Below are 3821 nucleotides of genomic sequence, written 5' to 3'. Positions count from 1 at the left end.
GGGCCGTCCTCAAGGACCCGCTCCTGCCCGCCGACCTCCTGCCCGAGGACTGGCCCGGCGCCGCGGCCCGGGACCTGTGCGCGGAGGTCTACCGGGCGCTCGCGCCCGCGGCCGAGGGCTGGCTCGCCGCGCACGCCACGAACGATGCCGGCCCGCTGCCGCCCGCGTCGCCGGCCTTCGCGGCCCGCTTCGCGGCCGGCGGGGCCCCGGGCGGCGCGCCGGCCGCGGGCTGAGGCCAGGGGCCGGTGCGCTGCCCCCGGGATGCGGCGTTCGTGTTACAAAAAAACTTGCAAATAGAAAATTATGTGACATATTGCGGTCGAACGATCCCGGGAGGCTTCGCCATGTACACGCAGGCCCTGAACGCCAAGGACGCCGTCGTGCCGGTCGCCGGGCCCGAGGAGGCCGCGCGGGCCGAGCGGTTCCAGGCCCGGATCGACGCCGAGGAGCGCATCGAGCCGAACGACTGGATGCCCGAGGCCTACCGGCGCACCCTGACGCGCCAGATCTCCCAGCACGCCCACTCGGAGATCGTCGGGATGCTGCCCGAGGGCAACTGGATCACCCGGGCGCCCTCGCTCAAGCGCAAGGCGGCGCTCCTCGCCAAGGTCCAGGACGAGGCCGGGCACGGGCTCTACCTCTACGCGGCGGCCGAGACCCTCGGCAGCAGCCGCGAGGAGCTGGTCGACCAGCTCCTCGCCGGCCGGGCCAAGTACTCGTCGATCTTCAACTACCCGACGCTGACCTGGGCCGATATCGGCGCCATCGGCTGGCTCGTGGACGGCGCGGCGATCATGAACCAGATCCCGCTCTGCCGCTGCTCCTACGGCCCCTACGCCCGGGCGATGATCCGGGTCTGCAAGGAGGAGAGCTTCCACCAGCGCCAGGGCTACGAGATCATGCTCACCCTCTGCCGCGGCACGCCCGAGCAGAAGGCCATGGCGCAGGACGCCCTCGACCGCTGGTGGTGGCCCTGCCTGATGATGTTCGGCCCGCCGGATTCCGAGAGCCAGCACTCCGACCAGTCCACCAGGTGGAAGATCAAGCGGTTCTCGAACGACGAGCTGCGCCAGAAGTTCGTGGACGCGACGGTGCCGCAGGGCCGCCACCTCGGCCTGACCTTCCCGGACCCGGACCTCGCCTACGACGAGGCCGCCGGCCACTGGCGCTTCGGCGCGATCGACTGGGAGGAGTTCCGCCAGGTGCTGGCCGGCAACGGCCCCTGCAACCGGCAGCGCATGACCCAGCGCCGCGACGCCCACGCGGCGGGCGCCTGGGTGCGCGAGGCCGCGATGGCGCATGCCGAGAAGCGCGCGCGGCGGGCGCGCGCCGTGCCCGAGGCGGCGTGAGACGAGGGGAGGCGGCGATGGCCGAGCAGAAGATCCCGCTCTGGGAAGTGTTCATCCGCTCGCGCAACGGCCTGGCGCACAAGCACGTCGGCTCGCTGCACGCGGCCGACGCCACGATGGCGCTCCAGGCCGCCCGCGACGTCTACACCCGCCGGGGCGAGGGCCTCTCGCTCTGGGTGGTGCCCTCCGCGGCCATCGTGGCCTCGGACCCCTCCGACAAGGAGGTGATGTTCGAGCCCACCGCCTCGAAGATCTACCGCCACCCGACCTTCTACGAGGTGCCGGACGACGTCGGGCACATGTGAGGGCCGGGCGCCCCCCGCTTCTCCTCCCCCCGCGCCGGGGACGGGCCCGCCGCGCCCCGGGCGGGCCCCGGGTCACGCTTCCCGCCTTGAGGCCCGCCATGCCGACCACCTCCATCAGCCCCGCCGCGACGCCGCTCCTCACGTGCGTCCTGCGCCGGGCCGACGACGCGCTGATCCTCGGCCACCGCCTCTCGGAATGGTGCGGCCACGCGCCGATGCTCGAGGAGGACATCGCCCTCGCCAACATCGCCCTCGACTGCGTCGGGCAGGCCCGCTCGCTCTACGACTACGCGGCGGTCGTCGACGGCGGCGGCCTCACCGAGGACGACTTCGCCTACCGGCGCGAGGCCGGGGCGTTCCGCAACTGCCTCCTGGTCGAGCAGCCGAACGGCGACTTCGCGGCGACGATCGTCCGGCAGGTGCTGTTCTCGGCCTTCATCGACCCCTACTTCCGCGCCCTCGCGGCTTCCGCCGACGCGACCCTCGCGGCCGTCGCCGCCAAGGCCGAGAAGGAGACCGCCTACCACCTGCGCCACTCGGCCGAGTGGCTGATCCGCCTCGGCGACGGCACGCAGGAGAGCCGCGCCCGGGCCCAGGCCGCCCTCGACGAGCTCTGGCCCTACACGGGCGAGCTGTTCGAGGTCGACGACGCCGAGGCGGCCGTGATCGCGGCCGGCATCGCCCCCGACCCGCGGGGGCTCGCGGCGGCCTACGACGCCACCCTCGAGGCGGTGCTGGGCCAGGCGACGCTCACCCGGCCCGCCGGGGCCTGGATGCAGACCGGCGGCCGGCTCGGGCGCCACAGCGAGCATCTCGGCTTCATCCTCGCGGACCTCCAGTACCTCCAGCGCGCCCATCCGGGAGCGACCTGGTGAGCGCCGCCGACGACGCGCTGGCGCGGACGGCCCGGGCGGCCGCCGCGACGGTCTGCGACCCGGAGATCCCGGTCCTGACCATCGCCGACCTCGGCGTGCTGCGCGAGGTGAGCGTCCGGGACGGCGTGGTCGAGGTCGCCATCACGCCGACCTACTCGGGCTGCCCGGCCATGGACGTGATCGGCCTCGAGGTGCAGACCGCGCTGGCGCGGGCCGGCATCGCGCAGGCCCGGGTCCGGCTGGTGCTGTCCCCGGCCTGGACCACCGACTGGATGACCGACGCCGGCAAGGAGAAGCTGCGCGCCTACGGCATCGCGCCGCCCGCCGGCAAGGCCTCCCGCCGCGCCCTGTTCGGCGAGGAGCAGGTGACGTGCCCGCTTTGCGGCTCGACCCGCACGGAGCGTATCTCCGAGTTCGGCTCGACGGCCTGCAAGGCGCTGTGGCGCTGCACGGCCTGCCGCGAGCCCTTCGACTCCTTCAAGTGCATCTGAGGCGCCGATGAGCCCCCGCTTCCACCGCCTGCGCGTCGCCGATGTCCGCCGCGAGACGCCGGACGCCGTCTCGATCGCCTTCGCGGTGCCGGAGGAGGCCCGCGACGCCTTCGGCTTCTCGTGCGGCCAGTACCTGACCCTGAAGGCGGTGGTGGACGGCGAGGAGGTGCGGCGCTCCTACTCGATCTGCTCGGGCGTCGGCGAGCCGGAGCTGCGCGTCGCCGTCAAGCGCGTGGACGGCGGCCTGTTCTCGTGCTTCGCCAACGAGGCGATCGGGCCGGGCGACGAGATCGACGTGATGACGCCGATGGGGCGGTTCGGCCTCGCGATCCGGCCCGAGGCGGCGCGCACCGTCGTGGCCTTCGCGTCGGGCTCCGGCATCACCCCGATCCTGTCGATCATCCGCACGGTGCTGGCGGCCGAGCCGGGGAGCCGCGTCTTCCTGTTCTACGGCAACCGCTCCACGGGCTCGATCCTGTTCCGCGAGGCCCTGGAGACCCTGAAGGACCGCTTCCTCGACCGGCTCTCGGTTTTCCACGTCCTGTCGCGCGAGACCCAGGACCTCCCGGTCCTCAACGGGCGCCTGGACGGCGAGAAGGCGGCCCTGTTCCTGCGCACCATCGTGCCGGCGGCCCTCGTCGACCACGCCTTCGTGTGCGGCCCGGCCGACATGATCGAGGCGGTCGGGACGGCGCTGCACGGCCTCGGCCTGCCGCCCGAGCGCGTCCACGTCGAGCGCTTCACGCCCTCCGAGCCCGGCCGCGCCCGCCCGGCGCGGGCGGCCGCGGCCGCGGCCGCGGC

Annotated in this window: 6 protein-coding genes; all 6 read left to right on the top strand. The window is 73.7% G+C overall.

All coding sequences use genetic code 11. The annotated features are described in order from the left end of the window. On the top strand, positions 1–233 hold a 233-nt coding region (locus DT057_RS36395), incomplete at its 5' end, for a PaaX family transcriptional regulator C-terminal domain-containing protein (protein ID WP_276469415.1). A gap of 111 nt (positions 234–344) precedes the next feature. Beyond that, the gene (gene paaA, locus DT057_RS01320; RefSeq protein ID WP_128560325.1) at positions 345–1349 is read left to right on the top strand and encodes a 1,2-phenylacetyl-CoA epoxidase subunit PaaA; all 1005 of its coding nucleotides are present in this window, start codon (positions 345–347) and stop codon (positions 1347–1349) included. A 17-nt stretch (positions 1350–1366) separates the two neighbouring features. Further along, positions 1367–1654 (top strand): 1,2-phenylacetyl-CoA epoxidase subunit PaaB, encoded by a 288-nt coding sequence (gene paaB / locus DT057_RS01315; RefSeq protein WP_128560324.1) that lies wholly within the window; start codon positions 1367–1369, stop codon positions 1652–1654. Positions 1655–1752: 98 nt separating this feature from the next. Continuing rightward, complete coding sequence (gene paaC, locus DT057_RS01310; RefSeq protein ID WP_128560354.1) at positions 1753–2529, top strand: 1,2-phenylacetyl-CoA epoxidase subunit PaaC; 777 nt, start codon at positions 1753–1755, stop codon at positions 2527–2529. Next, the gene (gene paaD / locus DT057_RS01305) at positions 2523–3020 is read left to right on the top strand and encodes a 1,2-phenylacetyl-CoA epoxidase subunit PaaD (protein ID WP_128560355.1); all 498 of its coding nucleotides are present in this window, start codon (positions 2523–2525) and stop codon (positions 3018–3020) included. Before paaC ends, paaD begins: the two co-directional genes overlap by 7 nt. A 7-nt stretch (positions 3021–3027) precedes the next feature. Then, positions 3028–3821: FAD-binding oxidoreductase (locus DT057_RS01300; protein WP_128560323.1), on the top strand; the 794-nt coding region annotated here is incomplete at its 3' end.

Source organism: Methylobacterium crusticola (assembly GCF_003574465.1).
GTDB classification, from domain to species: domain Bacteria; phylum Pseudomonadota; class Alphaproteobacteria; order Rhizobiales; family Beijerinckiaceae; genus Methylobacterium; species Methylobacterium crusticola.
This window is presented reverse-complemented; position numbering and strand designations above follow the sequence as displayed.

Bases quoted from the DNA above. Each gene is read 5' to 3' on its own strand.
- paaC (WP_128560354.1), top strand. From the start codon at position 1,753: ATGCCGACCACCTCCATCAGCCCCGCCGCGACGCCGCTCCTCACGTGC.
- paaB (WP_128560324.1), top strand. From the start codon at position 1,367: ATGGCCGAGCAGAAGATCCCGCTCTGGGAAGTGTTCATCCGCTCGCGC.
- paaA (WP_128560325.1), top strand. From the start codon at position 345: ATGTACACGCAGGCCCTGAACGCCAAGGACGCCGTCGTGCCGGTCGCC.